Raw genomic sequence first — 26,095 nt, 5'->3', positions numbered from 1 at the left:
TCGGCGACCCTGTTTGCGTGGTCTGACCACACGCGATACTCTGTGGTCAGACCACAGGAGGATCGATGGCGGACCAGCCGGCACGCGCTTGGCGCCTCGTGCTCGAGCACATCGAACGCGACCTGCTCGACGCGCGCCTCGGCCCAGGTGACCGACTGCCGTCCGAGCGGGATCTCGCCACCGAGCTCGGCGTCGGGCGCTCGAGCGTCCGTGAGGCGTTCCGCGTGCTCGAGGTGATGGGGCTCATCCGCACCGCGACCGGTTCCGGCCCGCAGTCGGGGGCCATCGTGATCGCGACGCCCACGGGAGGCATGTCAGCGCTGCTGAGGCTTCAGGTCGCGGCGCAGGGGTTCCCCCTCGACGATGTCGTGCGGACTCGTCTGGTGCTCGAGGATGCGGTGGTGGTGGCGATGGCCGGCGCACCGGAGCGTGACACGAGCCGCGCGCGGGAACTGCTCGCCGCGATGGACGAACCCCTGCTCTCGCCATCGGAGTTCCTCGCCCTCGACGCTCAGCTGCACCTCTCGCTCGCCGAGGCCAGCGGCAACACGGTCATCGCCGCGATGATGGCTGGCCTGCGTTCCTCGATCGAGTCCTACGTGCAGGCGGGCGTCGCCACCATCCCGGACTGGGAGGCGATGTCGGCCCGGCTCCGTGCCGAGCACCGCGCGCTGGTCGCCGCGATCGATGCCGGCGACGTGGATGCCGCGCGGTCCCTGATCCACACGCACATCACCGGCTACTACACGTCCACGGGCCTCACCCGTGAGATTCACCCCCAGATCTGAGAGGCACATCATGGTGCAGCGCCAGTTCCCCAACCCCGCCGAACTCCTCGAGCTGATGAAGTTCAAGAAGCCGGAGCTCGACGGCCGCAAGCGACGGCTGGAGGGGGCCCTCACCATCGACGACCTGCGCCTGATCGCCAAGCGACGCACGCCCAAGGCGGCCTTCGACTACACCGACGGAGCCGCGGAGGGCGAGCTGTCCCTCACCCGGGCCCGTCAGGCTTTCCGGGACGTGGAGTTCCATCCCGGCATCCTGCGTCCGGCTCCCACGGTCGACACGACCGTCGAGATCCTCGGCGGTCCGTCCGCTCTGCCTTTCGGGATCGCGCCCACCGGCTTCACGCGCCTGATGCAGACCGAGGGGGAGACCGCCGGTGCCGGAGCTGCCGCGGCCGCCGGCATCCCGTTCACGCTCTCCACGCTCGGCACCACCTCGATCGAGGGTGTCAAGGCTGCCAACCCGCAGGGGCGCAACTGGTTCCAGCTCTACGTCATGCGCGACCGCGAGATCTCCTACGAACTCACCCGTCGTGCGGCGGCGGCGGGCTTCGACACCCTCCAGTTCACGGTCGACACTCCGGTCGCCGGTGCGCGCCTTCGTGACAAGCGCAACGGTTTCAGCATCCCGCCTCAGCTCACGCTCGGCACGATCATCAACGCGATTCCGCGGCCGTGGTGGTGGTATGACTTCCTCACCACGCCGAAGCTCGAGTTCGCCTCCCTCAGCACCACAGGGGGCACGGTGGGGGAGCTGCTGGATGCGGCGATGGACCCGACGATCAGCTACGACGATCTCGCGGTGATCCGCGACATCTGGCCGGGCAAGATCGTCATCAAGGGCGTGCAGAACGTCGAGGACTCGGTGCGCCTGCGTGACGCCGGAGTCGACGGCATCGTCCTCTCGAACCACGGAGGGCGTCAGCTCGACCGCGCGCCGATCCCCTTCCATCTGCTGCCGGAGGTGCGTCGGGCGGTCGGCGACGACTTCACGGTCATGATCGACACCGGCATCATGAACGGCGCCGACATCGTCGCCGCGGTGGCGCTCGGCGCGGACTTCACGCTGATCGGGCGGGCCTACCTCTACGGTCTGATGGCGGGTGGACGTCAGGGCGTCGACCGCACGATCGCGATCCTGCGCAGCGAGATCGAGCGCACGATGCGCCTGCTGGGTGTCGCGTCCCTCGCCGAGCTCGAGCCCGCGCACGTGACCCAGCTGACCAGGCTGGTTCCGGTCGCACGTGCCGCCGCGGAGGCCCGCGTGAGCTGAGATCCTGCCTGAGCGTCAGCACCCGGTGGGCGCCGGCTTCAGGACTGCGTGGCCACGGATCGCGTGCGTGGAGGCCACGGCACGAGCATCGATGTCGTGCGGCGGTAGTCGGCGTATGCCGGGTACTTCGACGCGGTGATCGACTCGGTGAAGATCGTCGAGCCGATGAACAGCACGGTGAGGAGCGCGGGTCCGATGATCGTCGGGTTCAGCACGCCGCCGATGACTCCGGCGCCACCCGCGACCGCTGCCGTCGCACCGATCGCGTAGAAGGCCCACCACTGCGCCTGCTCGAAGAAGAAGTTGGGGTGCCTGCTGTACCGGAACAGTCCGGTCGTGGCGAAGCCGGGAGGGAGGGTGCCGCCCGCCTTCTTCTTCCGCTGATGGAACACCCACTGCTGCTGGTCGGCGATCGTCTCGCCGACCAGGAACGCGAGGAACGCGGCGATGAACAGCGCATCCCATCCGGTGAGCGCAGACGGATTCCGGGCGGCGAGGGCAGCCGGCAGCGTGATGAGCACGAGCAGCGCCATCTGGTAGCAGATGATGAACAGCAGGTTGAAGATCTGGAACTGCCAGGGACGCATGCGTCCTCGGAGGATCGCCCAGCGGTAGTCCTCCATCCCGGTGTAGCCGCCCTTGCGGGCGAAGTTGAAGGTCAGCCGGGCTCCCCACGCCGTCGCCAGGACACCCATCAGGACGACGCGTGCCGAACCCTCGCCGTTCACGAAGGCCCCAGCGACGAAGATCCACACATAGGCGACGGGGACGATCGACCAGGCGCGATCGACCCAGGAGGTGTCACGGGTGATCAGGGAGAGCACCCAGCAGGCCGCACTGGAGACCGCGGCGACGACGATGACGATCAGCAGGGCATCCATGACGCCATGCTAGGACCATGCGGCGGTGGCGTGCCGCACGGCACCATGTGGATCAGAGGGTCAGCAGGAGTGCGTCGAGTCTGTCGGCGGTGTCTTCCCAACCCTCCACGGCGATGGAGGGCACGCCGATCGCGAGCACCGGATAGTCGTTCCCGCCCTCATCGAGCCGGTCGCCGTAGAACAGCATGTCGGTGAGGGCGATGCCGGTGTGTTCGGCGAGCTGCCGCATGCCGAAGGCCTTGTCGATGCCTGCCTGGGTGATGTCGATGGAGGTCGATCCACCGGAGCGGACCTCGAGGCCGGGCAGACGTGCGGCGACGGCGTCCCTCAGAGCGCTCCGCTTGGCGCCCGTCGGGTCCCAGTCGTGCTTCGCCTCGCGCGGTGCGCGCTGCCCGAGTGCCGAGAACGTGATCTGGGATCCGCGGTCTTCCAGGATGTCGCCCCACGGCTCGGCTTCCCACAGCCCGAGGCGCTCGGCCTCCTCGCGCAGAGCCGTGAGAGCCGCCTGCTTGTCTGCGTCGCTGAGATCGTGCGCGTAGACCGGTGCGAAGTCCGTGCCGTCGTGGCGGAGGTAGCGGGTGCCGCAGGTGGGCAGCAGGTGCAGGCGCGCGAGGTCAGCGGCATCCGCATCGCCGAGTCGGGCGACGACCTGCGATCGGAACTGCGCCTCGTTGCCGCCGGAGATGATGGCGACGTCGACGGTGCGCAGGAGTGCGCGCAGCAGATCGGCGATCCTCGGGTCGATCAGACCCTTCGAAGGGGCGAGCGTGTCATCGAGATCGAAGGCGACGAGCGTGGGCGTGGTCATGATGTCTCCAGCTTAGAAGGTGGACGCTGAGAGGATCTCGGGGCGAGCAGCAGGGTGAAGACGACCGCGACGGCGACGCCGAGGATCGCGCCGGTGGAGTTGGCCACGACATCGTTCACGGTCGCCGCGCGGTGGGGGAGAGCCATGCGCTGAGCGGTCTCGATCATCGCGGACAGCAGCGGTCCCACCAACAGTGCGAGGAACCACACGCGGCGGGGGAGGAGCAGGAAGGCGAGGATGCCGACCGGCACGAAGACCAGCACGTTCGCGATGATCTCGAGCCGCGTGAAGTCGAGCCACTCCCAGCCGAGACGGTGTGTGGTCGTGAGGATGACGTCGAGCAGATTCGGCATCGAGTCCTCGACCTTCGATGGCGTGAGGGTGAGGGCGGCGAGGCCGATCAGGAACGGGACGCTGAGGGCGAGCGCCCATACCCGGGTGAAACGGCGCGGCGGCGGGAGCAGAGAGCTCATGCGTTCCCTTCGTGCACGGTCCCGGTACAGAGAAGGCCGCCCCTGAGGGCGGCCTTCCGGTGTTACTGGTCGGGGTGACAGGATTTGAACCTGCGACCTCTTCGTCCCGAACGAAGCGCGCTACCAAGCTGCGCCACACCCCGTTTGCAACCCTCCGAGTCTACAGGGAAATGCTCCCCGCGCCGAATCGAGGCCGGATCACACCTGTGCGGTGATGCGTACGGTGATGAGCGCGACGATCAGGAGCAGGAGCCCCCCGCCCGTGGATGCCGCGAGCGTGATGAGGCGCGCACGCCCGCGTGGCAGAGCCATGCAACCGGCTGTGACCAGGATGGGCCAGACATTCGACGTCGTCAACACCCACACGGACAGCATCCCGACGGCACTTTCGCTGTTCCCTCCGCTGGCGCCCAGACCGATGGCCCACGCGACGATCACACCCCAGATCAGCGTGAACAGGAATGCGAGAGCGGCGAGAAGCACGCGCGCAGGGGGACGCACGAGCGAGCGGATTCCACGGAGGAGAGCCATCGCGGGCAGCAGGACACCGATGATGGACACCGCGAGCAGAGTGAGGGCGGATCGAGGCCAATCCGCCAGTCCGAGCGGTGGGCGCGTGGCCTCACTGACGAGGGGCAGAGCGAGCACCGAGAACGTCAGTGGGATCAGGAGGTACATCGCGCTCGCCCCGAAGGCTGCGGTCCGTGCCGTCTTCGCCTCGCCGGGCGGAAGCAACTGCGTCACCCGGCGCGCTCAGCGCCGAGGCTGTGCCGTGAGCGTGAGAAGCGTCGCCTCGGGTCGACAGGCGAAGCGGACCGGCGCGTAGATGGAGTGTCCGCACCCCGCGCTGACGTTGAGCGGCACGGTGCGTCCGCCGTGCGACCAGGTGCTGAGCCCCTTGGCCTGCTTGAGCGGGATGTCGCAATTCGCCACGAGAGCCCCGTACCCGGGAATGCACACCTGACCGCCGTGCGTGTGGCCTCCGAGGATCGCATCGGCGCCGAGATCGGTGAAGCCGTTGAGCACCCGCTGATACGGCGCGTGCGTGACGCCGAGGACGGGCGTCGCCGCGTCACGAGCGCCGAGTGCCGAGATCGCGTCGGGAAGCTCGTCCAGCCGGTCCCAGTCACGGTGGGCGTCGTCGACGCCGAAGAGATGGACGTCGGTGCCTGCGATGCGCAACCGTGCTGCGGCATTGTTCAGGTCGGTCCAGCCCAACTCATCCGTGAAGTACCGGTCCATCGCGTCGGTGTCGAGCAGCTCCGGTTTGTGGTTCTTCTTGGATGGGCCGAGGAAGTAGCGGAAGGGGTTCCGCGGAGACGGCGCTGCCACGTCGTTCGAGCCATGCACGAACACGCCGGGGATACCGGCGAACGGAGCGAAGGCACGCCGGATGCCGTCGAGTCCGTTCTCATGGCCGAGGTTGTCCCCGGTGTTCACGATGAGGTCGGGCTTCAGTTCGGCGAGGGAGGCGAGCCAGTCCTGTTTGCGATGCTGCCACGGCGCCATGTGCGCATCGGAGATGTGCAGGATGCGCAGCGGTGCTGCGCCGGGCGGAAGGGCCACTGCTGAGGCCTCGCGCACGGTGAACAGGTACCGCTCGATGCCGATGCCCCAGATGGCAGCGCCGGCACCCACGGCCCCCACCGCGCCGAGCGCGATGAGGGCCGGGTGCGCGCCGCGTCGTGCCGCTACTGGCACGTCACACGCACGGCGGTGGACTTGCTGGCCGCAGTGCCCGGCGCAGGGTCGGAGTTGCCCACGACGGATGTCGGCGGATTGCACGAGTTGTCGAACTCGATGTCCGTGAAGCCGGCCGCCCCGAGCGCAGCGGTCGCCTGAGCTCTCGACATCCCCACGAGGTTCGCGGGGACGGTCGTCCCCTGGCCGTTACTGGTCGTGAGCGTGACCGTCGCGCCGTTCGGAGCTTCCCCTGTGGGGTCCTGACCGGCGACCAGACCGGCGGCGAGATCGCTGTCGACCGCCCCTCCGACGGAGACCTGGAAGCCGGCGTCGGTGAGGATGCCGGTCGCCTCCTCGACGGACTTGCCCACGACGCTCGGAACCGTCGTCAGCTGCTGTCGGGTCAGCTTGCCGTCCGGCTTCGGGAAGGCGTCTCCGCCGTACGCGGCGTTGGCTGCCCCCTGCGCGGCCTTGGCCAGGGGGTATCGCATGTCGTTGAGGTTCCAGCCGTTGGCCCGCTTCTGGTAGATGTTGGCCTGACCCTGCCAGCGACCCGCCCAGACCGCGGTGGTGACCTTGGTGCTGGACTCGATCATCATGGTCGACCAGCGGTCGTGCGTACCGGTCTTGCCGATGAGGGGAGTGCCGTCGTTCGGGTTGGCGCGGGATCCGGTGCCACCGCCGCTCATCACGCTCTGCAGCGCGAAGGCGGCAGTCGCCGCGATCTCGGGCTGCAGCACGCCGTCGGTGCAGGACGACGCGGGCAACTCGCGGTCTTTACCGTCGGCGCCGACCACGCGATCGATCGCGCGAGGCGTGCAGTACTTTCCGCCGCTCGCGACGGTCGCATAGGCGTTCGCCATGGCGAGAGGAGAGATGTTCTTCGGTCCCAGCACATCGAAGGGGACGTTCTCGTCGGTGACCTTGCCACCGTTCGCGAGCGTCACACCCATGCGGTCGGCAACCTTGTTGATGTCGCAGACATCGAGCTTCGACGCCATCGCGAAGTACCCACTGTTGAGGGAGTTCCTCGTGAAGTTCAGCACCGAGCTCGTCCCGCCGCCGCCGCCGCCGAAGTTGCCGATCTTCTTCGTGTCGGTGCTCTGCTTGGCGCCGCACACGGGGATCCTCAGATTCGTCTGGACGCTTCCGTTGAGCACCTCGTTGACGGAGTGGCCCTTCTCGAGCCAGTCGATCAGCGTGAACAGCTTGTAGGTCGATCCGACCTGGAAGCCCCCAGAGTTGCCGTGGTCCTTGTCACCGGCGAACACCAGCGATGTGTAGGCCTGGTCGTCGGTGGGCGTCTCGGTGAACATGGTGTTCTGCGTCATCGAGAGGATTCGTCCGGTGCCGACCTCGACCGAGACGCCGGCGGCGCCGAAGTTCTGGTTGTCGGCGTTGGCGGGAACGATCTCGGACATGCTCTCGGCGGCCGGGTTCTGGATGCGGTAGTCCAGCGTGGTGTAGATCTTCAGGCCACCGCGGCGGAGCAGATCCGTGCGCTCCTGCTGCGTCTTCCCGAAGGCCTCGTCGTTCAGGACGATCGACTTCACGTACTGGCAGAAGTACGCGCTGGTTCCGGCGGATGCACACCCCTGCGTCGGGGGGTTGAGCGCGGGCGCGATCTCCGATGCGTCGGCCTCGTCGTACTGTGCCTGCGTGATCTTGCCGTCGGCGAGCATGCGACCCAGCACGTAGTGACGGCGGTCCTTCGTGAGTGCGTACCCATCCGCGGCCGTGTTCAGCGCCACGCCCTCGGAGTTCGTGATCGTGCCTTCCGGCTTGTCGATCCGGTAGGTGTTCGGGTTCTGCACGATGCCGGCGAGAGTCGCCGACTGCGCGACCGTGAGGTTCGCGGCCGTCGTGGAGAAGTAGTAGTTCGCGGCCGCCTCGATGCCGTACACGGTTCCACCGAAGTTGGCGATGTTCAGGTAGCCGAGGAGGATGTCGTTCTTGGAGAAGTCCTTCTCGATCTGGATCGCGTAGCGCATCTCCTGCAGCTTGCGCTCGATGCCCTTCGCCCCTGTCGCGTTGGTGGCGTCGAGCCAGCACTGCTGGAGGTCTTCCGAGTAGGTGTCAGACGTGGTGTCGACGTCCTGCTCGCACTTCTGGATCAGCACGTTCTTCACGTACTGCTGGCTGATCGTCGAGGCACCACGGCTGGAGGTGCCTCGTACGTTGTCGACCAGGGCCTTCACGGTCGCGCCGATGTTGACGCCGCCGTGACTGTAGAAGTTCTTGTCCTCACTCGACAGGATCGCGTCGTAGAGGGTGGGGGAGACCTGCTCGTAGGTCACCGGCACGCGGTTCTGCTCGTAGAACGACGCGAGCTCGACCTGCGAACCGTCGGGGGCGGTCGCGTAGATGGTCGACTGCTCCATCGGCGTGCTCGGGTCGAGGCTCTCGGGGAGCTGATCGAAGAGGGTGAGAGCCTGGGTGCCTGCGAGGCCGGTCATCGCGAGCACCGGGGTGACGCTGGCCGTGACGAGGAGACCGGCGACGGCGCTCAGGCCGACGAGCCCGACGAGACCGCCGAGCACGCCTCTCACCGTGCGATTCTTTTGGGGCATACGCTTGATCGTAGGGGAGTTCCCTGAATACCGCCTTTGACGAGCCCGCCCCGGATTTCCGGTGCCGCGCCCCGATCGACAGGAGTGCCATGACCACGTGGGAGTACCTCACCACGCCGCTGCTGATCCACAACACGGCAGCCATCCTCAACAACTGGGGCAAGCAGGGCTGGGAGCTCGTGCAGGTCGTGCAGGGGCCCGAAGGCGGGCTCGTCGCCTACCTGAAGCGCCCCGTCACGTCCGACGCGTCGACGAATGCCGGCCTCGCCGCCGCAGAACAGGCCGCCCGTCAGTTCGAGGGAGGCCAGGCATGAGCGTCTCCGCCCGCCTCGCCGAGCTCGGCATCGAGCTGCCTCCGGTCGCCGCCCCGGTCGCCGCTTACGTCCCTGCGGTCGTGCACGGGGGCCTCGTCTACACCTCGGGCCAGCTGCCGTTCGTCGACGGTGCGCTGCCGGCCACGGGCAAGGTGGGCGCCGACGTCTCCGCCGAGGATGCGAAGACCTACGCCCGCACGTGTGCGCTGAACGCTCTGGCCGCGGCGGCGGATGCCGCGGGTGGTGTCGACTGCATCGGCGGTGTGCTCCGCGTCGGCGGGTTCGTCGGATCCGCGGACGGTTTCACGGGGCAGCCCGCCGTCATCAACGGCGCGAGCGAGGTGCTCGGTGAGATCTTCGGTGACGCGGGGCGCCACGCACGGGCGGCTGTCGGCGTCGCGGAGCTCCCGCTCGGCAGTCCGGTCGAGGTCGAGGTGACGTTCCTCCTCGCCTGAATGCGTCCCGGCGGCGTCCTCCGTCGTGTCCGCAAGAGAAACGCGCCTCCCCGAGATGGGGAGGCGCGTTTCTCTTGCCTGCTGCTCGTCCTACTTCACCTGCGCCGAGATGATGCTCATCACGGCCGTGTCGGCGAGCGTCGTCGTGTCTCCCACCTCGCGGCCCTCGGCCACATCGCGGAGAAGGCGACGCATGATCTTGCCGGAGCGGGTTTTCGGCAGCTCGCCGACGATGTAGACGTCGCGCGGACGGGCGATGGCGCCGATCTGCTCGCCGACCCACAGGCGCAGCTGCTGCGCGAGGCCCGCGGGCTCGTGCGCGGCGAGGTAGCTCTCCTTGATGATGACGAAGGCCACCACGGCCTGTCCTGTGGTCTCGTCCGAGGCTCCGACCACGGCGGCCTCCGCCGTCGCCTCGTGCGCGACCAGGGAGGACTCGATCTCCGCGGTCGACAGGCGGTGGCCGGAGACGTTCATCACGTCGTCGACGCGGCCCAGCAGCCACAGGTCGCCGTCGTCGTCGAGGCGCGCGCCGTCGCCCGCGAAGTAGTAGCCCTGGTCCTCGAACTTCTCCCAGTAGGTCTCGCGGTACCGTTCGGGGTCGCCCCAGATGCCGCGGAGCATGCTCGGCCACGGCTCGGTGATCACGAGCAGCCCGCCGCTGCCGTTGCCGACCTCGACGCCCTGCTCGTCCACCACGTCGATCGAGATCCCGGGGAGCGGCACCTGAGCCGAACCCGGTTTGGTCTCCGTCACGCCGGGGAGGGCGGACACCATGATCGCGCCGGTCTCGGTCTGCCACCAGGTGTCGACGATCGGCGTCTTGCCGGCGCCGATGACCTCGCGGTACCACATCCACGCCTCGGGGTTGATGGGCTCTCCCACCGAGCCGAGCAGTCGCAGCGACGAGAGATCGAACTTCGCGGGGACGCTGCGGCCGATCTTCATGAACGAGCGGATCGCGGTCGGCGCGGTGTAGAAGATCGACACCTTGTACTTCTCGATGAGCTCCCACCAGCGGCCGGGGTGCGGGGCGTCCGGCGTCCCCTCGTAGAGCACCTGGGTCGCACCGTTGGCGAGGGGTCCGTAGGCGACGTAGCTGTGCCCGGTGATCCAGCCGATGTCGGCCGTGCACCAGAACACGTCGGTCTCCGGGTGCAGGTCGAAGACGTACTTGTGCGAGTACGCCGCCTGGGTCAGATACCCGCCGGAGGTGTGCAGGATGCCCTTGGGCTTCCCGGTGGTGCCCGACGTGTAGAGGATGAAGAGGGGGTTCTCGGCGGGGAAGGCCTGTGCCGTGTGCTCGGCGGAGGCTGCGGGGACGGCGTCATGCCACCAGATGTCGCGGCCTTCGATCCAGTCGACCTCGTTCTCGCCGCGCTTGACGACCAGGACGTGCTCCACGGTCTGCTGCTCGCCGTCTCCGCGGTCGGAGAGTGCCTGGTCGACGGCGGGCTTGAGGGCGGAGACGCGGCCCTTCCGGTAGCCGCCGTCCGCCGTGATGACGAGCTTGGCGCCGGCGTCGTCGATGCGCGAGCGGAGGCTGTCGGCGCTGAATCCTCCGAACACCACGGAGTGGATGGCGCCGAGGCGGGCGACGGCCAGCATGGAGGCGATCGCCTCGGGGATCATGGGCAGGTAGATCGCGACGCGGTCGCCCTGACCGATGCCGAGTCCCTCCAGTACGTTCGCGACGCGCTTGACCTCGTCGGTCAGCTCGGCGTAGGTGATGCGGCGCGAGTCGCCGGGCTCGCCTTCCCAGTGCAGCGCCACGCGGTCGCCGTTGCCGGCCTCGACGTGGCGATCGAGGCAGTTGTACGCGACGTTCAGCTCGCCGTCGTCGAACCACTTCGCGAAGGGCGGGTTGGTCCAGTCGAGCACCTGCGTGAACGGCTTGTGCCAGTGCACCAGCTCACGGGACTGCTCGCCCCAGAAGCCCTCGCGGTCGGCGGCCGCCCGCTCGTAGAGCTCGGGCGACGAGATGGTTTGGGCGACGAACTCCTCCGACGGTGCGAACTTCCGGGTCTCGTCGAGAAGATGGTCGATCTGGCTGCTCATCGGCAGGCGCTCCTTTGCGGCATACGGGTCTTGCGAGCATGGTCGTGGGGGTGGGCGACCAGGTCAGGGCGAATCTATCCCTGCGGCCTCGCCGCGCATACTGCCGAAAGTCGGTAGTGTTGCCGGTTTTGTCAGGACGGTCGCCTTGCGTACACTCGACGACAGCCGAATTCTCATTCCGGCCTTGGCGTGCCCGATTCCCCCAATCGTGGAACGTCGTGGGCGGCATCTCATTCCCCCCGTGAGATGCCGCCCATTCCTTTGGGAGCGCTCTCTGCGTCCTCGGGGCATCCTCGGTCTGCCCGACAGCCAGGCACTGCACCACGCGGTGACGAACCGGCTTCTCCACAGGCGCTGGAGGATCCGGATTTCTCTGGACTTCCCCCTCCGCGACTGCGCATAACGTCGCCGTCATGCCTGATTCCTTCGTCATCCAGCCCAGGGGAGTGCGCTCGCTCGCATCCGAGGAGACCACGTCGCCGGCACCCCTCCGTCTGGATCCCGTGTTCGGACCGCTTCTTCCTCACATCGACGACGCGGTGACCGATGTGTTCGTGAACGGTGCGGGCGGGCTCTATGTCGACCGGGGGAATGGCGCCGAGCCGGCTGCCGCCTGGAGGGCCTCGGAGCGTGAGGTTCGTGACCTCGCCGTCGCACTGGTCGGGCTCGGCGGACGCCATCTCGACGACCAGGCGCCCTGCGTCGACGTCCGCCTCGACTCGGGCGTCCGTGTGCATGCCGTGCTCTCTCCGGTGTCGACGACAGGAACCGCGCTCTCGATACGCATCCCCCGGGTGCGCGCCGCGGACCTTCGATCCCTCTCTGCGCTCGGCGCGTTCGATGCGCGCCAAGAGGCCTGGCTTCTCGGCCTGGTGGCCGAGCGGGCGAACATCCTCATCACCGGGGGAACGGGAACGGGCAAGACCACGCTGCTCTCCGCTCTGCTGTCCGAGGTCGCGCCAGGGGAGCGCATCGTGACGATCGAAGACGTCGCCGAACTGCGGCCGAGGCATCCGCACCACGTCGCTCTCGAGGCGAGGCAGCCGAATCTCGAGGGCGCCGGCGGCATCACGCTGAGCCGCCTGGTCCGTGAGTCTCTGCGCATGCGGCCGGATCGCCTGGTGGTCGGCGAGTGTCGCGGAGAAGAGGTCCGCGAGCTGCTCACCGCACTCAACACCGGACACGATGGCGGCGCAGGCACCCTGCACGCCAGCGGGCTCCGTGACGTTCCCGCCCGCCTCGAAGCACTGGGCGCCCTCGCCGGCATGGATGCGGTGGCACTCGCGCGACAGGCCGTGAGCGCATTCACCATCGTCCTCCATCTCGACCGTGCCCCCGGCGGCATCCGTCGGATCCGCCAGGCGGGCCGGCTCGTCATCGCAGCGGATCGGCTCGACATCGAGGAGGTGCAGCCGTGGCGGTGAGGCGATCTCCTCGCGCGGCGCAGCGGCGGGATGCGACCTCAGCGGACGCTGCGACGTCGGTGCAGACGCTGGCTGTGCTGCTGCAGGCCGGAGCGGTCCCCCTCGTCGCGTGGCGGCATCTCGCCGCCACCGACGACGTGCCAGCACGCGCCGTCGTCGATCGGCTCGATCGTGGCATCCCGCTCCTCGACGCCATCGAAGCAGAGGGCGGGGCCTGGGTCGATCTCGCCGCGGCCTGGGAGGTCGCGACGACGGTCGGGGCCCCGCTCGCCGAGGTTCTCCGCATGATCGCGGAGACGTTGCGGGATGCCGCCGCTGCTGCCGATGATGTGCGCATCGCTCTCGCGGAACCGGCCGGGACGGCGCGTCTGCTGCTCTGGATGCCCATGGCCGGGCTGCTCCTCGGTTTCGCGCTCGGCTTCGACACCCTCAGTGTCATCTTCGGGAGTGTGCTCGGGGCCGCCTGCGTGATTCTCGGCCTCCTCCTCGTGGTGGCGGCGCGGCTGTGGACATCGCTGCTCCTGAGGAGAGCGGCGCCGGAACCCGGCACCCCCGGCATGCGGGCAGAACTGGTCGCGATCGCGCTCGCCGGTGGCGCCTCCATCGACCGCGCGCTGCACCTGGTCTCGCAGACATCCGTCTCCGGAGGCGGCGACGAGCGGGTCGCCGCCGTGCTCGAGCTGTCCCGCGCTGCAGGGGTGCCTGCCGCAGAGCTCCTGCGGGCAGCGGCCGCCCAGGACCGGCATGCCGCGAGGGTCCAGGGGCAGCTCCGTGCGGCGAAGCTCTCGACACGGCTCTTGTTCCCGCTCGGTATCTGCACGCTGCCCGCCTTCCTGCTCCTCGGCGTCGCGCCTCTCCTGCTCAGCGTCCTCGCATCCACTCCGATGCCCCTGTGACCGCCAACAGTCCATCAGCACCATCCGATGCCTACGCATCGCCCAGAGAGAAAGAAGGAACACCATGAAGAACATCCCTGCGCTCGACCGCCGACGCGCGGCCATGCTGTTCGGCGACGACACCGGGGCGGCCACAGCCGAATACGCGATCACCACGATGGCCGCGGTCGCCTTCGCCGGGCTCCTCGTCGTGATCATGCGCTCCGATGAAGTCCGCGGCATCCTCACGGAGCTCGTGCGGCGCGCGCTCACGGTGTCGTGATGTGGGCAGGGAGACGCGCGATGACCGAGCTTGGCGGTGGCGATGCGGCGCCGACGCCGCGACATGCGGACGAGCGCGGATCCGCCGCAGCGGAGCTGGCACTCGCGCTTCCCGCCGTCGTGCTCGCGCTCCTTCTCGGGGCAGGGGCGCTCGGAGCGGCGTCTCGCCAGGTCGCGCTGCAGGACGCCTCCGCGGACGCGGCTCGTCTTCTCGGACGTGGCGAGGGACACGGTGCGGCAGAGCGGGTGGTGCATGCTGCCGTGCCAGGGGCGGGGATGTCGTCCTCGCCCCGGGGCGACCTCGTATGCGTCACCACCTCCGTCGATGTCTCCGTCGGCGCGCTGATCCGCATGCCGCTGCGGGCCTCGAGCTGCGCACTCGAGGGAGGACTCTGATGGCCGGTTCGGCGCTGGCGGCTGGCATACTCGCGGTCGCGGCCACCATCTCCCTGGGGCTCGCCGCTGTCGGAGGTGCGGCCGTGACGGCGCAACGAGCGGCGGGTGCGGCCGATGCTGCGGCGCTCGCCGCTGCCGATGCGGCGAGCGGTGCCGTGACCACATCCGAGCAGCCCTGCGCACTCGCCGAGAGGGTCGCGCTCGCTGCCGGCGCGACCCTCACCGGCTGCGTCCTCGAGGGCTTCGTGGCGACCGTGGAGGTGCAGGCGGCGTACGCTGGACTCGCAGCCGTCTCCCGAGCCCGTGCCGGGCCACCCGAGGGATAGCGACGGCAGCGCGACCTCGCTCACTGTGAACGACCCCACACAGTGGTGTGTATGGTGTGCTTCGAAGAAAGGACGCACCCTTGGCTGAAGGCAAGAAGCTCGTCATCGTCGAGTCCCCGACGAAGATGCGGTCTATTCAGGGATACCTCGGCGACGGCTACGAGGTGCTCAGCTCCGTCGGCCACATCCGCGACCTCGCTGACAAGAAGGACATCCCGGCTGCGGACAAGCAGGCGTACGGGAAGTACTCCATCGACATCGACAACGGGTTCGACCCCTACTACGTCGTCTCCGATCGGAAGACCAAGACGGTCGCCGAGCTCAAGCGTGCGCTGAAGAGCGCCGACGAACTCCTGCTCGCCACTGATGAGGACCGCGAAGGCGAGGCGATCGCCTGGCACCTGCTGGAGACCCTCAAGCCCAAGGTCCCGGTCAAGCGCATGGTGTTCCACGAGATCACCAAGGACGCGATCCAGGCCGCCGTCGGCAACACCCGCGAACTCGACCACGACCTCGTCGACGCGCAGGAGACCCGCCGCATCCTCGACCGCCTGTACGGGTGGGATGTCTCGCCCGTGCTCTGGTACAAGGTCAAGACCGGCATCTCGGCGGGTCGTGTGCAGTCCGCCGCGACGCGCCTCATCGTCGACCGCGAGCGCGAGCGCATGGCGTTCACCTCTGCCGAGTACTGGGACGTCGATGCGGCAGCCGCGGCGACGGGTACCTCGTTCAAGATCCGACTCGTCCGCGTTGACGGCGGCCAGCTGGCACGCGGCTCGGACTTCGACGACGACGGCAAGCTCAAGAAGGCCGTCGTCATCCTCGACGAGGCCGCGGCCACCGCGCTCGCCGAGGCTGTGGACGCCGTCGGCACCGGGAACGTCACCAAGGTCGAGGCCAAGCCGGGAACGCGCAGCCCCTACGCGCCGTTCACGACCTCCACGATGCAGCAGGAGGCGGGCCGCAAGCTGTCGATGGGCGCCAAGCAGGCCATGGGTGTAGCCCAGCGTCTGTACGAGAAGGGCTACATCACCTATATGCGTACCGACTCCACGTCGCTAAGCACCCAGGCGGTGCAGGCGGCACGGAGCCAGGCGGTCTCGCTCTACGGCGATGCAGCGGTGCCGCTGAAGCCGCGCGTCTACAAGTCGAAGAGCAAGAACGCCCAGGAGGCCCACGAGGCCATCCGTCCCTCGGGCGACAACTTCCGCACGCCGGCTTCCCTGTCATCCGAGCTGGATCGCGATGAGCAGCGCCTCTACGACCTCATCTGGAAGCGCACCGTCGCCAGCCAGATGTCCGACGCCAAGTACGAGACCACGACGGTCACCATCGCCGTCGACGCGGGGGAGAGGAAGGCCGAGTTCACGGCATCCGGAACCGTCTACACGTTCAAGGGCTTCCTGGAGGCGTACGAGGAGGGTCGCGACGAGAAGCGCGGAGATGCCGACGCCGCGGAGAACCAGTCGTTGCCTGCCGTCGCGGTCGGCGACCAGCTCGCCGTGTCGGATGCCGAGGCCAAGGGTCACCGCACCACGCCGAAGCCGCGCTACACCGAGGCCTCCCTCGTGAAGGTCCTCGAGGAGAAGGGCATCGGACGTCCTTCGACGTTCGCCTCGATCCCCGAGACGATCCTCGACCGTGGATACGCGGTCAAGCGCGGGCAGGCGCTCGTGCCGACCTGGCTCGCGTTCAGCGTGGTGCGTCTGCTCGAAGAGCATTTCGCCGACCTCGTCGACTACGACTTCACGGCTGCGCTCGAAGACGACCTCGACACGATCGCCCGTGGCGAGCAGAACCGCGTCGAGTGGCTCAAGTCGTTCTACTTCGGCTCTGACGCCCACGTCGGGCTACGCCAGGTCGTCGACAACCTCGGCGAGATCGATGCCCGCGCGCTGAACTCCACGCGCATCACCGACACCGCCACGCTGCGCTTCGGCAAGTACGGCCCGTACCTCGAGGTGGCCGACCCGGCGAATCCCGAGGCCAAGCCGCGCATCGTCAACGTTCCGGAAGACCTGGCGCCGGACGAGTTGACCGCCGAGAAGGCGCAGGAGCTCATCGACGCTCCCGTCGCCGGTGACCGCGTTCTCGGGGAGAATCCCGAGAACGGCAAGATCATCGTCGTGAAGGACGGCCGGTTCGGGCCGTACGTTCAGGAGAACGATCCCGTGTCGGAGGATGCCGCTGTCGATGAGGCGACCGGCGAGGTCGTCGACAAGCCGAAGCCGAAGCGGGGCGCGAAGAAGGAAGCGGCTCCCAAGCCGCGCACCGCGTCGCTGTTCCGTTCGATGTCCGTCGACGAGATCGACCTCGAGACGGCGCTGCAGCTGCTGAGCCTCCCGCGCGTCGTGGGCGTCGACCCCGAATCCGGCGATGAGATCACGGCGCAGAACGGGCGGTTCGGACCGTACCTGAAGAAGGGCACCGATTCGCGATCGCTCGAGTCGGAGTCGCAGATCTTCGACGTGACGCTCGAGCAGGCGCTGGAGATCTACTCCCAGCCGAAGTACGGCGCCGGACGCAGGGCCTCCAGCGCGCTCGCCGAGTTCGAGGCCGACCCGGTCAGCGGCAAGCCGATCCGGATCCGTGACGGCCGCTTCGGTGCGTACGTGACCGACGGCGAGACGAACGTCACGATTCCGCGTGGGCAGAAGGTCGAGGACATCACCTTCGAGATCGCAGTGCAGATGCTCGCCGACAAGCGCGCCAAGGGCCCCGCCCCCAAGCGCGGTGCCGCGAAGAAGGCACCCGCGAAGAAGCCCGCAGCGAAGAAGGCACCGGCCAAGAAGCCTGCAGCGAAGAAGACGACGGCCGCCACGTCCGCTGCGCGTTCCGCGGCGGCGAAGAAGGCCGCCGCGACGCGTGCCGCGAACGCCGCGGCGAAGGCAGCGGAGAAGGCGGACTCGTGACCTCAGGCCGCGGGGTGTGGATCACTCTCGAGGGCGGCGACGGCTCGGGCAAGACCACACAGTCGAACCTGCTCGCGGACTGGCTCGAAGGGGCCGGACGTACGGTCGTCCGCACCCGTGAGCCCGGCGGCTCGGAGGTCGGTCAGCTCATCCGCGACATCGTCCTGCACCATCGCGGCGACATCGCACCGCGCGCGGAGGCTCTGCTGTACGCCGCGGACCGGGCGCACCATGTCGCCACCGTCGTACGCCCGGCGCTCGGTCGGGGCGACATCGTGCTGCAGGATCGCTACCTCGATTCGTCCGTGGCGTATCAGGGCGCGGGTCGGGTGCTCGATGCGGCGGAGATCCGCGACCTCTCGCTCTGGGCCGCCGAGGGTGCGCTGCCCGACCTGACGATCCTGCTCGACCTCGCCCCCAGTGAGGCGCGGGCTCGGCTGGACTCCGCCGACAAGCCGTTCGACCGGCTCGAGGCGGAGCAGTCGGACTTCCACGGACGCGTCCGCGACGCCTTCCTCGACCTTGCGAGAGCCGAGCCGGACAGGTTCCTCGTCGTCGACGCCGCAGCGGCCCCGGATGCGATCGCGGAGCAGATCAGGGCGAGAATCGGCGCCCTTCTCGACTGACCAGCGCGGCGGCACCTCTCCGTGCTTCCGACGTCGGTGGTCACGATTAGGCTGAGTGCATGCCCCAGACCGTTCCGGCCCCTTTCCCGTGGGCGGATGTGTGGGGGCAGGACGCTGCCGTCGACACGCTCCGTGCCGCGGCAGCCGATCCGTCGGCGCTCTCGCACGCCTGGCTGATCACGGGACCGCCCGGCTCCGGCCGTTCGACTCTGGCGTACGCCTTCGCAGCCGCACTCATCGCGGATCGGCCGGACGACGAGACCGTCATGCGGCAGGTGCTCGCAGGCACCCATCCGGATGTCACCGCCTTGCGCACCGACAAGGTCATCATCACGATCGCCGAGGCTCGCGGTCTCGTCGAGCGCTCTTACTTCGCCCCCTCCGCCGGCCGCTATCGGGTCATCGTCGTCGAAGACGCCGACCGTATGGTCGAGCGCACCTCCAACGTGCTCCTGAAAGCGCTCGAAGAGCCTCCGGAGCAGACGGTGTGGATCCTGTGCGCGCCGAGCGAGGCCGATCTGCTGCCCACGATCCGATCGCGCGTGCGATCGCTGCGGTTGCGGGAGCCCGATGTCGCCGACGTGGCCAGGCTCATCAGCCTTCGCACGGGGGTGGATGAAGCCGTCGCCGAGCAGGCGGCACGGCATGCGCAGCGCCACATCGGCATGGCCCAGCGGCTCGCCACCGACGACGCGGCCAGGCGCCGGCGAGACGAGACGCTCCGCTCGGTACTCGGCGTCAGAGGAGTGGGCGATGCGGTCGAGGTCGCCGGACGGATCATCCAGGCGGCCACGGAGGACGCGAAGGCTCTCACCGCCGAGCGCGACGCCCAGGAGCGCGCTTCGCTGCTGCGCACGATCGGCATCGCCGAGGGCCAGGCGGTGCCGCCGGCGCTGCGGACACAGCTCTCGGCGCTCGAAGACGATCAGAAGAAGCGGGCCACGCGGAGCCTGCGCGACGGGATCGACCGTGTGCTCACCGACCTTCAGTCGCTGTACCGCGACGTCGTGATGCTGCAGTTCGGGCAGAGCGAAGGTCTCATCAACAGCGAGTTGCGCACCGAGCTGTCCGACCTCGCTTCCGCCTGGCCCGAGACCCGTACTCTTGTCGTACTTGACCACCTTGCCGAGACGCGGCAGTCGCTGGAGCGCAACGTCGCCCCGCTGCTCGCCCTGGAGAGCTTGCTCGTGACGATCACGAGCGGGAGGAAACCGTGAACAATCGATCGACTTCCCGCCTGCGCCGCGCCGCCGCGGTCATCGCAGGGCTCGCCGCCGCTTCCGTCGCCCTGTCGGGCTGTCTGTACGCGATGATTCCCGAGCAGTCGTCACGGCCGTCGACGACGAGTGCGCCGGACACCGAGGGCGTCGCCGAGGACCTGCTGCCCTTCTACTCGCAGGAACTGACCTGGACGGAGTGCGGTGTCGGCTTCGACTGCACCGATGTCACCGCTCCACTCGATTGGGAAGACCCGGGGAAGGGTGAGATCACCCTCTCGGTCGTCCGACACCGCGCCGAGGGCACCCCCGTCGGCTCGTTGCTCACGAACCCGGGCGGTCCGGGGGCCAGCGGTGTCGACCTGATCCTGAACAGCCTCGACTTCGCGGTCGGCGCCGACCTCATCGAGAACTTCGACGTGATCGGGTTCGACCCGCGCGGCGTCGGAGATTCCACCGCGGTCACCTGCTACGACGCACCGCAGATGGACGACTACCTGTACGGCATTCCCTCGGCAGCACGAGGCACGGCCGAGTGGGAGGCCGAGTTGCTCGACTCGCACAAGAAGTTCGCCGATGCGTGCGATGCCAACAGCGGGGGGATCCTTCCGTACATCACCACGGTCAACGCCGCCAGGGACATGGATCTGATCCGCGCGCTGCTGGGCGACAAGCAGCTGAACTACCTCGGCTACTCGTACGGCACGTTCCTCGGTGCGACCTACGCGAAGCTGTACCCCGAGAAGGCCGGCCGCCTGGTGCTCGACGGCGCGATCGATCCCGCTGTCCCCGGGCTCGAGGTCGGCGCGACGCAGGCGCTCGGGTTCGAGTCCGCGCTGCGCGCCTACATGCAGGACTGCCTCGACTCGGGGGAGTGCCCGTTCAACGGCAGCGTGGATGAGGCCATGGCCGATCTGGGGGCGCTGCTGGCGAGTGTCGACAGCACCCCTTTGAAGAGCGGAGACGGCCGCATGTTGGGTGCGGACTCCCTGATGACCGCCATCATCGCCGCGCTCTACTCGCAGGATAGCTGGGGCTACCTCACGCAGGCGCTCGATGAGGCACTGCAGGGCGACCCGACCTCGGCTCTGTTCCTCGCCGACTTCTACAACGGACGCGAGAACGGCACCTACACCGACAACTCCACCGAGGCCTTCCGCGCCTACAACTGCATGGACTACCCGGTCGAGGATGACCCGGCGGCTGAAGCCGCGACGAACGCGAAGATCGCCGAAGGCGCGCCCACGATCGCGCCCTACTGGGCGGGGCCTGACTCCTGCTCGGTCTGGCCCTACCCGCCCACGGGCACGCGAGGTGAGATCAAGGCTGAAGGCGCCGGCCCCATCCTGGTGATCGGCACGACGAACGACCCGGCGACCCCCTACGAGTGGTCGGAGTCGCTCGCGAACCAGCTCGAGGAAGGTGTTCTCATCACGCGTGTCGGCGAGGGGCACACCGGATACAACAAGGGCAACGCCTGCGTGGACGACGCGGTCGAGGCGTTCCTGCTCGACGATGTCGTACCGGAAGACGGGCTCCGCTGCGAATGAGGAGACCTCGATTCGCGAGTGAGCGCGAGACAGGGTAATATCGGTGATCGCGCCGCTCACGCGTCGCACGCCGCTTTAGCTCAGTCGGCAGAGCATTTCACTCGTAATGAAAAGGTCGTCAGTTCGATTCTGACAAGCGGCTCCGAAGGCCCCGTGATGCGAAGAACATCACGGGGCCTTTCCCGTTCCTCACCGCGTACTCTCGAAACATGAGCAGAGCGCTTCTCATCGTCGATGTGCAGAACGATTTCACCGAGCACGGCGCCCTTGCCGTCGCGGGCGGTGATGCGGTGGCTGCTGCCGTCACCGAGTTCCTTGCCCTCCACGCGGCCGACTACGACGTGATCGTCGCGTCGAGGGATTGGCACGATGCCGATGGCGACAACGGCGGGCACTTCGCGGAGGACCCCGACTATGTCGACTCCTGGCCTGTGCACTGTGTCGCGGGGACCGAGGGTGCCGAGTACGACCCTCTGTTCGTGACCGATGCCGTCACGCACCATGTCCGCAAGGGGCAGGGGATACCGGCTTACTCGATGTTCGAGGGGCGGACGGAGGCGGGGGAGACGGTCGGCGCGATACTTGCGGAAGCAGGCGCGTCGAGCGCCGACGTGGTCGGCCTCGCGACCGATCATTGCGTGCGGGCGAGCGCCCTCGATGCCATCGCTCACGGGGTGCGGGTCCGTATCCTCACCGACCTCGTCGCCGGCGTCGCGGCGGAGCCCAGCGAGGCAGCCCTCGCCGAGCTCGTCCATGCGGGGGCGGAGCTGGTCGAGAGCGCCCGCGAGTGAGGCGCAGCGTCCTGCTGCTGCGGGCGGTCAACGTCAGCGGCCGTAACAGCGTGCCGATGGCGCGCCTCCGCGAATTGCTCGCGGCCGAAACCGACCTGTCGGATGTCTCCACGTACATCGCGAGCGGCAACATCGTGTGCGCGACACCGGACGATCCCGCCGTCGCGTGTGCAGCTGTGCGGGTGGTCATCCACGACGAGTTCGGGGTCGACACGCCCGTCATCCACCGCACGCACGCGCAGCTGCTCTCCTCCGAGTCCGCGCAGCCGTTCTCCGAGGGGGATCAGAAGTTCGTGCACGCGATGTTCCTGGAGGGGGCGCCCGCTGCAGGCGCGATCGACGCGTTGCAGCTCCGCTTGCTCCCGGCGGAGCGCATCGCGCTGATCGGGAACGATCTGTGGATCGACTACGGGGAGGGCGGCGTGCACTCCACCAAGCTCACGAAGGCGGTGCTGGACCGTGCACTGGGCGTCGCGGGGACGGCTCGAAATCTGAGGACGACGCGCAGGCTCATCGAGCTCACGGCATGACGCCCGGCAGTTCCGCGCTCAGCGCCGTCGGCGGCGTGTGAGGGTGCGGCTGCACGTCGACGCGGTGTACGCGGCAGCTCGTGCATCGCACGTAGAGCACGATGCCCTCGCTCGTCGGGTGCCGGGACTCCACCGTCCAGGCGTGTTCGTGGGGGGCGGTCGACGGGTGGATGCGCGGGATGGGAAGAGTGCTCGGCGAGGTCATGCATCCAGCGTGATGTAATGGTCTTATGCATCTCAACCCTTACGGTGAATACGCGGTACTGCTCGCCGCTTCTCTCGCCAACGACTGGCCGGCCGACCGCGCCGGGATCGAGGAGCGCACACTCGCGCAGGGGATGACGATGACCTTCCCAGCGGCTCCCGGCGACTACGAGCGGGTCAGGGACGTCATCGACGAATGGCTCGCCATCGTCGATGAGCCCGACCCCGACGCGCGAGCAGCGCTCCTCAACGCGCAACTCGCCGTCGCGGCCGCCTACCCCCGGTTGACGAACCACGACGGCGAGGGGTGGCACCTGCACTATCGGGACGACGTGCCGTCGCTGCCCTTCGTATTGAGGGCGATCATCAGCCTCGGCACCTCGCTGCACCTGGTCACCCGGGGCATGAACCGCTTGAGCCGCTGCCAGGCCGCGCCCTGCACCAACGTCGTCGCGGATGTGACGCGCAACGGTCGTCAACGCTTCTGCTCCGTGCGCTGCGCCAACCGTGCGGCGGTGCGTCGGCATCGGGCGCGGGCCTAGCCCTGTCGTCAGGCGGTCTGCCCGGCGTGCTTGCCTTCGCCGATCTCCTCGACCAGCTTCGCGTTGAACGCCGGGAGGTCGTCGGGGGTTCGACTGGAGACGAGCCCCTCGTCGACCACGACCTCCTCATCGACCCACGTCGCGCCCGCGTTGCGCAGGTCGGTGGTCAGACTCGGATAGCTGGTGAGTGTCCGCCCATCGACGACGCCCGCCTCGATGAGGATCCAGGCGCCGTGGCAGATCACGCCGACCGGCTTGTGCTGCTCGAAGAAAGCCCGCGCCAGTTCGATGGAGGCCTTGTCCATGCGCAGGTGATCCGCATTGACGACGCCTCCGGGCAAGACCAGGGCATCGAACTGATCAGCTGTCGTCTCCGACGCGTGCAGATCCACGGCCTGCTCGTGCCCGTTCTTGCCGGTGATGGCTGCGCCGTCCGGGGCGATCATGGTCGCGCTCGCGCCTTCTGCCGTCACCGCTTCCCAGGGACTGGTGAGTTCGCTGTCCTCGAATCCGTCCGTTGCGAGGAATGCCACGCGGCTGCCGCTGAGGGTCATCGTTCATCCTTTCCTGGAGTGTCGTCCGCCGTTCGGGGACGACTCGACCATCTCTCAGGTCAAGCGGAGGCGAAAGGGGGTGGCCGATGCGAAGAGCCGGTGGTACAGGAAGGTCGTCGGTCAGATACGACGACGTGCGGTGGGCCCCGTGGGGCTCGAACCCACGACCCGCGGATTAAAAGTCCGATGCTCTGCCAACTGAGCTAGAGGCCCCTGCGTCAAGTCTAGTGCGCACGACGAGGGGCCGTCGGCGACACAGCACCGCCGACGGCCCCTTTCCTTCCCGGGTTCCTCCCCCTGCCCCGAGAAGGGCGCGTGCCGGGTGTCCTCCCACCCGGCTGTCCCAGGCTCAGGAAGCCGGGGGCATCAGAACCGTGTCGATGAGGTACACGGTCGCGTTCGCGGTCTTGACTCCACCGCAGATCACCTTGGCGTCGTTGACCATCAGGTCATCGCCGCTGCCCGTGACCTCGAGGTCAGCACCCTGCACCGTGGTGTGCGTGCCGTCGATGTCGGCCGGCTCGATCTGGCCGGGGACCACGTGGTACGTCAGGATCGAGCTCAGCGTCGCGCTGTCGGTCTTGAGAGCCTCGATGGTGGCCGGGTCGATCTTCGCGAAAGCGTCATCCACCGGAGCGAAGACGGTGAACTCGCCGCCGTTCAGGGTGTCGACCAGGTCGACGTCGGGGTTGAGCTTTCCGCTGACCGCAGCGACCAGCGTGGTCAGCAGCGGGTTGTTGGAGGCGGCAACCGCCACCGGGTCCTCAGCCATACCGGCGACCGAGCCCGCGCCGTCCGGCACAGCGTCGGCGTATGCCGCGCAACCGGGGCCGACCAGGTTGGCGGCCGGGTCCATCTCCATCGGCGTCGACTCCGACGTCTCCGGTGCCTTCGGCTCGGACGACGAGTCCGAGGTGCTGCCGCTGCCCATGGAACAGGCGGAGAGCAGGAACGCGCTCGCCAGGCCGAGGGTGATTGCCGCGGTGACCTTCTTCTTGGTGCTGAACATGTCGAGCTCCTTCAGAACTGAGCCACGGCCTCTCCGTGGCGTCGAGTGCTGTTCGGAGCCCCATCCGGATCGGATGGGACGAATCTGAGAAAAGTTTCTGATCGGTGCTCCGATCCGTCACATTCAGGTGACGCCTGCGCGCGATAGAGCCTCTGATGCGGCATGCTGTGAGAGATGGTCATCGATGGTTTCGACGTTCCCGACGAAGGAGCGACGCAGGATGCTGTCGCCGACCTCCTCGTCCGCGTCGCGTCCGGTGATCAGGCTGCCTTCGCGACTCTCTACGACACCCTCTCCTCTCGCGTGTTCGGTCTCATCCTCCGCGTGCTGGTCAACCGCTCTCAGAGCGAAGAGGTGCTGCAAGAGGTTTTTCTGGAGATCTGGCAATCCGCTTCGCGCTTCGCTCCGAACAGAGGTCAAGGACGAGCGTGGATCATGACGATCGCTCATCGCCGGGCCGTCGATCGAGTGCGAGCATCGCAGTCGAGTGCCGACCGGGATGTACGGGCAGGATTCAAGGACATCGGCATCGCGCACGACAGTGTGGCGGAGCAGGTCGAATTGGGGATCGAGGGAGGGAAGGTCGTCGAGGCGCTTTCGGGGCTTCCGGAAGCGCAGCGGGAAGCACTCGTCCTCGCTTACTACGGCGGTTACAGTCAGAACGAGATCGCGGCCCTCGTCGGGGCGCCGCTGGGGACAATCAAGACACGGATGCGAGACGGGCTCAGCCGTCTGCGCACGGCGATGGGGGTGACGGCATGAACGAGAAGGACTTCGAGGAGCTCGCGGCAGGTGCCGCCCTGCATGCGCTCTCCGCTGACGACGAACGTCGCTATCGAGCCGCCCTCGCAGAGCACCTCGAGGGGGAGGAAACGGTGGATGCGGATATCGCGACGGCTGCGCTCCTCTCAGACTCCGTGGAGCCCGTCACGCCCCCCGCGCATATCCGTTCCGCCCTGCTCGCCCAGATCGCCACCATCCCTCAAGACGGGGAGGATCGAACCGATCGCGAGGTCTCGGATGATGCGCCTCGGCTCGAGCCATCGAACGGGTCCGCGCCTGAGGGTCAGCCCGAACGCGAGAAGCCGCGCCGTTGGACGCGGACCATCTTCGCCCTGGCAGCGTGCCTCGCCCTGCTGGTCGGAGTCGGAGTCGGAGCGATCGCTCTCAACCAGCAGCTGAACCCGCCGGCGAGCGTTGTCGCTCTGCAGGAGATCGAGGCCTCAGGAGACGCTCAGCAGGCGACGGTGGAACTCGACGGTGGCGGAACCGCGACCGCGCACTGGTCCGGCTCTGCGGGCAAGGCCGTCCTCGTGGCGGATGGTCTTCCGAGCGCCGGCGACGGCAAGACGTACGAGCTGTGGTTCGTGCGCGGCGATGCGCCGGTCTCCGCCGGTGTCTTCGATGTCGACGGCGGTGATGCCACGGCACTGCTCGCCGGCGACATGCAGGCGGGCGACGCGATCGCAGTCACGGTCGAGCAGGCAGGCGGATCACCCACCGGCCAGCCCACGACCGATCCCGTGATCGTCATCCCCACGGCCTGAGCTGCTCCGA

Annotated in this window: 28 protein-coding genes and 3 tRNA genes; 19 read left to right on the top strand and 12 right to left on the bottom strand. The window is 68.1% G+C overall.

Annotated elements, in window-relative coordinates:
• Window positions 1-65: 65 nt before the first annotated feature.
• Window positions 66-788: a FadR/GntR family transcriptional regulator gene (locus tag ABRP18_RS13470; protein WP_046747910.1), complete on the top strand. Its 723-nt coding sequence runs from the start codon at window positions 66-68 to the stop codon at window positions 786-788.
• A 10-nt stretch (window positions 789-798) separates the two neighbouring features.
• A complete protein-coding gene (locus ABRP18_RS13465; RefSeq protein ID WP_179515850.1) occupies window positions 799-2,058 on the top strand; it encodes an alpha-hydroxy acid oxidase in 1,260 nt (419 codons plus the stop codon).
• 38 nt (window positions 2,059-2,096) lie between these two features.
• Here the strand turns inward: ABRP18_RS13465 and ABRP18_RS13460 are convergent, their stop codons facing one another.
• The 7 genes from ABRP18_RS13460 to ABRP18_RS13430 all read right to left on the bottom strand — a co-directional run bounded on the left by ABRP18_RS13460 (window position 2,097) and on the right by ABRP18_RS13430 (window position 8,473).
• Window positions 2,097-2,939, bottom strand: coding sequence for a DUF1295 domain-containing protein (locus ABRP18_RS13460; protein ID WP_058632092.1), 843 nt, complete (start codon window positions 2,937-2,939; stop codon window positions 2,097-2,099).
• Between the two features lie 52 nt (window positions 2,940-2,991).
• Window positions 2,992-3,747 (bottom strand): HAD-IIB family hydrolase, encoded by a 756-nt coding sequence (locus ABRP18_RS13455; RefSeq protein WP_058632091.1) that lies wholly within the window; start codon window positions 3,745-3,747, stop codon window positions 2,992-2,994.
• Window positions 3,744-4,220, bottom strand: coding sequence for a VanZ family protein (locus ABRP18_RS13450; RefSeq protein ID WP_179515851.1), 477 nt, complete (start codon window positions 4,218-4,220; stop codon window positions 3,744-3,746). Before ABRP18_RS13450 ends, ABRP18_RS13455 begins: the two co-directional genes overlap by 4 nt.
• 66 nt (window positions 4,221-4,286) lie before the next feature.
• Window positions 4,287-4,363, bottom strand: a tRNA-Pro gene (locus ABRP18_RS13445).
• A 55-nt stretch (window positions 4,364-4,418) separates the two neighbouring features.
• The gene (locus tag ABRP18_RS13440) at window positions 4,419-4,964 is read right to left on the bottom strand and encodes a hypothetical protein (protein ID WP_113681257.1); all 546 of its coding nucleotides are present in this window, start codon (window positions 4,962-4,964) and stop codon (window positions 4,419-4,421) included.
• Between the two features lie 9 nt (window positions 4,965-4,973).
• The gene (locus ABRP18_RS13435; protein ID WP_258546422.1) at window positions 4,974-5,921 is read right to left on the bottom strand and encodes a metallophosphoesterase; all 948 of its coding nucleotides are present in this window, start codon (window positions 5,919-5,921) and stop codon (window positions 4,974-4,976) included.
• The gene (locus tag ABRP18_RS13430; protein ID WP_061016518.1) at window positions 5,912-8,473 is read right to left on the bottom strand and encodes a transglycosylase domain-containing protein; all 2,562 of its coding nucleotides are present in this window, start codon (window positions 8,471-8,473) and stop codon (window positions 5,912-5,914) included. Before ABRP18_RS13430 ends, ABRP18_RS13435 begins: the two co-directional genes overlap by 10 nt.
• A gap of 89 nt (window positions 8,474-8,562) precedes the next feature.
• Here ABRP18_RS13430 and ABRP18_RS13425 point away from each other — a divergent pair, with 89 nt between their 5' ends.
• Together ABRP18_RS13425 and ABRP18_RS13420 are read left to right on the top strand one after the other, a co-directional pair.
• A complete protein-coding gene (locus tag ABRP18_RS13425) occupies window positions 8,563-8,787 on the top strand; it encodes a hypothetical protein (protein WP_021199127.1) in 225 nt (74 codons plus the stop codon).
• The gene (locus ABRP18_RS13420; RefSeq protein WP_179515852.1) at window positions 8,784-9,242 is read left to right on the top strand and encodes a RidA family protein; all 459 of its coding nucleotides are present in this window, start codon (window positions 8,784-8,786) and stop codon (window positions 9,240-9,242) included. The genes ABRP18_RS13425 and ABRP18_RS13420 overlap by 4 nt, the downstream gene beginning before the upstream one ends.
• 90 nt (window positions 9,243-9,332) lie before the next feature.
• Here ABRP18_RS13420 and acs read toward each other — a convergent pair whose 3' ends face one another.
• On the bottom strand, window positions 9,333-11,300 hold the full coding sequence (gene acs / locus ABRP18_RS13415; protein WP_113681256.1) for an acetate--CoA ligase: 1,968 nt from the start codon (window positions 11,298-11,300) through the stop codon (window positions 9,333-9,335).
• 413 nt (window positions 11,301-11,713) lie between these two features.
• Between acs and ABRP18_RS13410 the strand changes: the two genes are divergently transcribed.
• The 12 genes from ABRP18_RS13410 (at window position 11,714) to ABRP18_RS13355 (ending at window position 22,229) form a co-directional block, all read left to right on the top strand.
• Window positions 11,714-12,724, top strand: a complete 1,011-nt coding sequence (locus ABRP18_RS13410) for a TadA family conjugal transfer-associated ATPase (protein ID WP_231589625.1) — start codon at window positions 11,714-11,716, stop codon at window positions 12,722-12,724.
• Window positions 12,715-13,620, top strand: coding sequence for a type II secretion system F family protein (locus ABRP18_RS13405; protein ID WP_046746460.1), 906 nt, complete (start codon window positions 12,715-12,717; stop codon window positions 13,618-13,620). The genes ABRP18_RS13410 and ABRP18_RS13405 overlap by 10 nt, the downstream gene beginning before the upstream one ends.
• A 64-nt stretch (window positions 13,621-13,684) precedes the next feature.
• Window positions 13,685-13,882 carry a DUF4244 domain-containing protein gene (locus ABRP18_RS13400; RefSeq protein ID WP_349884815.1) on the top strand — a complete coding sequence of 66 codons (198 nt, stop codon included), beginning with the start codon at window positions 13,685-13,687 and terminating at the stop codon, window positions 13,880-13,882.
• Window positions 13,883-13,902: 20 nt separating this feature from the next.
• Window positions 13,903-14,277: a TadE family type IV pilus minor pilin gene (locus ABRP18_RS13395; protein ID WP_058632085.1), complete on the top strand. Its 375-nt coding sequence runs from the start codon at window positions 13,903-13,905 to the stop codon at window positions 14,275-14,277.
• Window positions 14,277-14,603, top strand: a complete 327-nt coding sequence (locus tag ABRP18_RS13390; protein WP_058632084.1) for a hypothetical protein — start codon at window positions 14,277-14,279, stop codon at window positions 14,601-14,603. The genes ABRP18_RS13395 and ABRP18_RS13390 overlap by 1 nt, the downstream gene beginning before the upstream one ends.
• An 80-nt stretch (window positions 14,604-14,683) precedes the next feature.
• Complete coding sequence (gene topA, locus ABRP18_RS13385) at window positions 14,684-17,515, top strand: type I DNA topoisomerase (RefSeq protein ID WP_349884813.1); 2,832 nt, start codon at window positions 14,684-14,686, stop codon at window positions 17,513-17,515.
• On the top strand, window positions 17,512-18,141 hold the full coding sequence (gene tmk / locus ABRP18_RS13380; protein ID WP_193761436.1) for a dTMP kinase: 630 nt from the start codon (window positions 17,512-17,514) through the stop codon (window positions 18,139-18,141). Before topA ends, tmk begins: the two co-directional genes overlap by 4 nt.
• Before the next feature lie 59 nt (window positions 18,142-18,200).
• Window positions 18,201-19,358, top strand: a complete 1,158-nt coding sequence (locus ABRP18_RS13375; protein WP_046746466.1) for a DNA polymerase III subunit delta' — start codon at window positions 18,201-18,203, stop codon at window positions 19,356-19,358.
• A complete protein-coding gene (locus ABRP18_RS13370) occupies window positions 19,355-20,908 on the top strand; it encodes an alpha/beta hydrolase (protein WP_141368905.1) in 1,554 nt (517 codons plus the stop codon). The genes ABRP18_RS13375 and ABRP18_RS13370 overlap by 4 nt, the downstream gene beginning before the upstream one ends.
• Window positions 20,909-20,977: 69 nt before the next feature.
• Window positions 20,978-21,050 (top strand) — tRNA-Thr (locus tag ABRP18_RS13365).
• A 67-nt stretch (window positions 21,051-21,117) separates the two neighbouring features.
• Window positions 21,118-21,699: an isochorismatase family protein gene (locus ABRP18_RS13360; protein WP_058632080.1), complete on the top strand. Its 582-nt coding sequence runs from the start codon at window positions 21,118-21,120 to the stop codon at window positions 21,697-21,699.
• A complete protein-coding gene (locus tag ABRP18_RS13355) occupies window positions 21,696-22,229 on the top strand; it encodes a DUF1697 domain-containing protein (protein WP_349884812.1) in 534 nt (177 codons plus the stop codon). The genes ABRP18_RS13360 and ABRP18_RS13355 overlap by 4 nt, the downstream gene beginning before the upstream one ends.
• Here ABRP18_RS13355 and ABRP18_RS13350 read toward each other — a convergent pair.
• Window positions 22,219-22,434 carry a hypothetical protein gene (locus ABRP18_RS13350; protein ID WP_058632078.1) on the bottom strand — a complete coding sequence of 72 codons (216 nt, stop codon included), beginning with the start codon at window positions 22,432-22,434 and terminating at the stop codon, window positions 22,219-22,221. The two genes, ABRP18_RS13355 and ABRP18_RS13350, sit on opposite strands and share 11 nt — an antisense overlap.
• 25 nt (window positions 22,435-22,459) lie before the next feature.
• Here ABRP18_RS13350 and ABRP18_RS13345 point away from each other — a divergent pair, with 25 nt between their 5' ends.
• Entirely contained in the window at window positions 22,460-22,975 is a 516-nt protein-coding gene (locus ABRP18_RS13345; protein WP_058632077.1) for a CGNR zinc finger domain-containing protein, read from the top strand.
• 8 nt (window positions 22,976-22,983) lie between these two features.
• On the opposite strand, the gene ABRP18_RS13340 is transcribed toward ABRP18_RS13345, so the two are convergent.
• The 3 genes from ABRP18_RS13340 to ABRP18_RS13330 all read right to left on the bottom strand — a co-directional run bounded on the left by ABRP18_RS13340 (window position 22,984) and on the right by ABRP18_RS13330 (window position 24,538).
• On the bottom strand, window positions 22,984-23,529 hold the full coding sequence (locus tag ABRP18_RS13340; RefSeq protein WP_046746470.1) for a type 1 glutamine amidotransferase domain-containing protein: 546 nt from the start codon (window positions 23,527-23,529) through the stop codon (window positions 22,984-22,986).
• 140 nt (window positions 23,530-23,669) lie between these two features.
• Window positions 23,670-23,742 (bottom strand) — tRNA-Lys (locus ABRP18_RS13335).
• Window positions 23,743-23,878: 136 nt separating this feature from the next.
• Complete coding sequence (locus ABRP18_RS13330; RefSeq protein ID WP_046746471.1) at window positions 23,879-24,538, bottom strand: fasciclin domain-containing protein; 660 nt, start codon at window positions 24,536-24,538, stop codon at window positions 23,879-23,881.
• 174 nt (window positions 24,539-24,712) lie between these two features.
• On the opposite strand from ABRP18_RS13330, the gene sigK reads away from it, so the two are divergent.
• Both sigK and ABRP18_RS13320 read left to right on the top strand, forming a co-directional pair.
• Window positions 24,713-25,300 (top strand): ECF RNA polymerase sigma factor SigK, encoded by a 588-nt coding sequence (gene sigK / locus ABRP18_RS13325; protein WP_045262427.1) that lies wholly within the window; start codon window positions 24,713-24,715, stop codon window positions 25,298-25,300.
• Entirely contained in the window at window positions 25,297-26,085 is a 789-nt protein-coding gene (locus tag ABRP18_RS13320) for an anti-sigma factor domain-containing protein (protein WP_046746473.1), read from the top strand. Before sigK ends, ABRP18_RS13320 begins: the two co-directional genes overlap by 4 nt.
• Window positions 26,086-26,095: the final 10 nt, after the last annotated feature.

The sequence above is a fragment of the Microbacterium sp. WHRI 7836 genome (assembly GCF_040223885.2).
GTDB classification, from domain to species: domain Bacteria; phylum Actinomycetota; class Actinomycetes; order Actinomycetales; family Microbacteriaceae; genus Microbacterium; species Microbacterium oxydans.
The sequence above is the reverse complement of the archived record's forward strand: the minus strand, read 5'-3'. Positions and strand labels throughout refer to the sequence as shown.